This is a genomic window from Laedolimicola sp., assembly GCF_051972735.1.
GTDB lineage: Bacteria > Bacillota > Clostridia > Lachnospirales > Lachnospiraceae > Laedolimicola > Laedolimicola intestinihominis.
Genome location: NZ_JBOKYU010000078.1, coordinates 1 through 4,161, shown reverse-complemented (window position 1 = coordinate 4,161; position 4,161 = coordinate 1). Strand labels below are relative to the sequence as shown.

Here is a 4,161-nt window from a genome sequence, read left to right as displayed (position 1 = left end):
GCTTGAAATAGGCCACGTCGCTGCGGGCGGGAACCTCGCGGATCAACGTATCGCTGACAAAGGCTATCCCCAGGCCGGAACAGACTACGTGATAGGAGGTCAGCTGCTGATCCAGCTCCAGAGAAATGTCGGGGGTGATGCCGGCGGTCTGTAAAATTTCAACGGCGCGCTTGCGGGTGTCGTTTTCAGGTTTCAGCATAACGAAGGGTTCCTGGGCAAAGAGCTTCAGAGGGACGGATTTGACGGACTCGTCTTTCCAGCCACCGGTCACGATCATTTCCCGGGAAACCATGTAGGGGCTGGCTCCCCGGATGGCCGGGAACTTACGGGGTACGGCCAGAAACAGAGTTTCTTCTCGATAGACGGCGTGATCGAAAAGTCGGGGATCCAGTCTGCAGTTGTCCAGCATCATGTCAATTCGGCCCTGCTGCAGAAGGCGGGCCAGCTCGGCGGTGCTCTCCTCTATCAACTCCACATGTACCTTAGGGTAACGGACGGAAAATCGACCGATGAGGCCGGGCAATACCCAGGATGCAAAGAGGCTGCTGCCACCCAGCACCAGATTACCGGTTTTCAGGTCGCCCCAATCGTTTACGTAGTCGGAGAATTCATTTTCAATGGCCATGATCTGCTCCACGGAGCGGATGTATCGCTCGCCGCATTCGGTCAGGGACAGGGGCTTGGTGCTCCGATCGAAAAGCGGATATCCCACTTTTCCTTCAATTCTTTTGATATTGGCACTTAGGGACGGCTGGGAAATACACAGGCGCTCAGCCGCCCGGGAGATACTTTTTTCCTGATAAACTGCATAGACGTATTCCATTCCGCGGAACATGATTTTCCTCCCCATAACATAATTTTAAAGTTATATAGATTATAGAAATATATGTATTTGCTTATATTGTAGCAGGTTGCTATAATAAGCTCAACAATGAAATTTGAAAAGCGCGCAAAAATCAGGTTTAAAAATTACGTTATTTACTGAAGGAGAATTGTTATGAGCGACAAGACAGAATATAGAGTTGAAAAAGATTCCATCGGTACCAAAGACGTCCCCGAAGACGTGTACTACGGCGTCCAGTCCCTGCGTGCCGCAGAAAATTTCCATATCACCGGACTGAATATGCATCCGGAGATTATCAACAGCCTGGCTTATATTAAGAAGGCCGCTGCCATCACCAACTGCGAGATTAACCTGTTGGATAAGAAGCGGGCAGACGCCATCGTGAAGGCCTGCGACGAGATTCTGGCCGGTCAGCATCACGAGGACTTCATCGTTGACCCGATTCAGGGCGGCGCCGGAACCTCTATCAATATGAATGCAAATGAAGTCATCGCCAACCGCGCCATCGAGCTTCTGGGCGGCCAGAAGGGCGATTACTCTATCGTACATCCCAACGACCATGTAAACTGCGGCCAGTCCACCAACGACGTCATTCCGACTGCAGGCAAGATGACTTCCCTCCGTCTGCTGAAGAATCTGAAGAAAGAGCTTCTTCGTCTTCACGACGCGTTTTCCGCAAAGTCAGAGGAATTTGACCATGTCATCAAGATGGGACGTACCCAGATGCAGGACGCGGTTCCCATCCGTCTGGGACAGGAATTCAAGGCATACTCTGTCGCAGTTATGCGTGATATCCGCCGTATGGACATCGCCATGGACGAGATGCGTTCCCTGAACATGGGCGGTACTGCCATCGGTACCGGTATCAACGCAGACGAAGCTTACTTAAAGCGTATCGTTCCGAATCTGTCTGAGGTATCCGGTATGGACTTTATCCAGGCCTTCGACCTGATTGATTCCACCCAGAACCTTGACCCGTTCGTATCCGTATCCGGCGCTATCAAGGCCTGCGCCGTTACCTTATCGAAGATTGCCAATGACCTTCGTCTCATGTCCTCCGGTCCCCGCGCAGGCTTCCATGAGATTAACCTTCCGGCAAAGCAGAATGGTTCTTCCATCATGCCGGGCAAGGTAAACCCGGTTATTCCTGAGGTAGTGAACCAGGTTGCCTTCAATGTCATCGGAAATGACATGACCATCACCATGGCTGCTGAGGCAGGCCAGCTGGAGCTGAACGCTTTCGAGCCGATCATCTTCTACTGCCTGTTCCAGTCCATCGATACCCTGGCTTACGCCGTAGAGACCTTCGTAGACAACTGCGTCATTGGAATCACTGCCAATGAGGAGCGCTGCCGTTATCTGGTAGAAAACAGCGTGGGTATTATCACTGCCATCTGCCCCCATGTGGGCTACCAGAAGGCCGCCGATATCGCCAAGAGAGCCATGAAGTCCGGCGATTCCGTCCGGGAACTGATTCTGAAGGAGAAACTGCTGACGGAAGCAGAGCTTGATGAAATTCTGAATCCGGTTCAGATGACCGAGCCGGGTATCTCCGGAAAGGAGCTTCTGAAGAAAGACTGATTTTTACATAGCCATTTTTACATAATAATTTCCTGATCATGAGACCGACGCCCGCGTTTACTGCCATCTTTCGCGGGCGTCGGTCTTTGATTGCTTTTTTTTGCCCTCTGTGGTACACTATACCCTACACGACCAATCAACTATAGGGGGATAGATTTATGAGTTCACACAACCACAAAAGAAGCTCTTTTTCGGGAAAACTGGGCTTCGTGCTTTCTGCTGCAGGCGCTTCCGTAGGCCTGGGCAATATCTGGCGCTTTCCGTACCTGGCCGCCAAATATGGCGGCGGTATTTTCCTTCTGGTTTATATCGTTCTGGCCCTGACCTTTGGCTACACTATGATCGTGGCTGAGACAGCCCTGGGACGTATGACAAAGAAGAGCCCGGTCGGCGCTTACCATTCCTTTGGAAAGTCTAAATGGCTGTCCTTCGGCGGCTGGATCAACGCGATTATTCCGGTACTGATTGTGCCCTACTATTCCGTTATCGGCGGCTGGGTTATCAAATATCTGGTAGAATATATCATCGGAAACGGACATACCCTGGCTGCGGACGGTTATTTCTCCGCCTTCATTTCCAATGGCGTCTCCACAGAGCTTTGCTTCATCGTATTTTCTCTGTGTACCCTGCTGATTATCTACGCAGGCGTCCGCAATGGAATTGAGCGGGTATCCAAGATTATGATGCCGATTCTGGTGGTATTATCCGTCATCATTGCCGTTTACTCCATAACCAGACCGGGGGCTTTGGCTGGCGTGAAGTATTTCCTGGTACCGAATCCGGAGAATTTTTCCTGGATGACCGTGGTGGCGGCCATGGGGCAGATGTTCTATTCTCTGTCCATCGCCATGGGTATTCTGGTGACCTTCGGCTCTTATATGAAGAAAGATGTTTCGATTGAAGAGTCCACGAAAAATGTGGAGATTTTCGATACAGCCATCGCGATTATGGCGGGCCTGATGATCATTCCGGCAGTATTCGCCTTCTCCGGCGGAGATCCGGATACGCTGCAGGCCGGACCGGCGCTGATGTTCATCACCATCCCAAGGGTCTTCGACAGCATGGGGATGGGAACTGTCGTGGGTGTCCTGTTCTTCCTGCTGGTACTCTTCGCAGCTATGACCAGCTCCATCGCCCTGACCGAAAGCGCGGTATCCACCTTCGAGGACGAGCTTGGCTGGGGCCGCAAAAAGGCCACTGTCATGATCGGTATCATTATGCTCGCTCTGGGAACCCTGTCCTCCCTGGGCTACGGTCCCCTGGCTGCTGTGAAAATCATCGGTATGCAGTTTCTGGATTTCTTTGATTTCCTGACCAACTCTGTAATGATGCCCATCGCGGCAGTCGCTACCTGCCTTCTGGTGTCCAGAGTCATCGGCGTAAAGGGAATTGAAGAAGAAGTGCTCCACGGGGAACAGTCTTTTAAGAGAAAGAAGATTTTCCGCGTCATGATCCAGTATCTTGGCCCGGTCTTTGCAGTCATTATCCTGCTCAGCTCCGTGGCAAACGCCTTTGGGTGGATTTCGATGTAGTCCTATCCGATATCTTAGAAGAGGTGTTACAAATAGTCAAAACAGGCTATTTGTGACACCTCTTTTTCTATTTGCGCAGGTAAATTCCGCCTTCCTTTTTTTAACATCATTCCATCTTTTATTTCTTGAATATGTTCATCCATTTATGTATAATATATTATATAGTTTTATCTATTTTTAGCATTTATAGATAATATATTATCC

General features: G+C 50.4%; 3 protein-coding genes. 2 read left to right on the top strand and 1 reads right to left on the bottom strand.

Annotated features, from left to right (window positions below; all coding sequences use genetic code 11):
• Window positions 1-835, bottom strand: an 835-nt coding sequence (locus tag ACTRC3_RS11520) for a LysR family transcriptional regulator (protein ID WP_440323167.1), incomplete at its 3' end; no start/stop codon positions are given.
• 162 nt (window positions 836-997) lie between these two features.
• Between ACTRC3_RS11520 and ACTRC3_RS11515 the strand changes: the two genes are divergently transcribed.
• Both ACTRC3_RS11515 and ACTRC3_RS11510 read left to right on the top strand, forming a co-directional pair.
• Window positions 998-2,425: an aspartate ammonia-lyase gene (locus ACTRC3_RS11515; RefSeq protein WP_440323166.1), complete on the top strand. Its 1,428-nt coding sequence runs from the start codon at window positions 998-1,000 to the stop codon at window positions 2,423-2,425.
• 158 nt (window positions 2,426-2,583) lie between these two features.
• Window positions 2,584-3,957 (top strand): sodium-dependent transporter, encoded by a 1,374-nt coding sequence (locus ACTRC3_RS11510; protein ID WP_440323165.1) that lies wholly within the window; start codon window positions 2,584-2,586, stop codon window positions 3,955-3,957.
• Window positions 3,958-4,161 lie beyond the last annotated feature (204 nt).

What these genes read in the sequence shown, in the direction of transcription:
- ACTRC3_RS11515 (WP_440323166.1), top strand. Translation starts at nt 998, where the DNA reads ATGAGCGACAAGACAGAATATAGAGTTGAAAAAGATTCCATCGGTACC.
- ACTRC3_RS11510 (WP_440323165.1), top strand. Translation starts at nt 2,584, where the DNA reads ATGAGTTCACACAACCACAAAAGAAGCTCTTTTTCGGGAAAACTGGGC.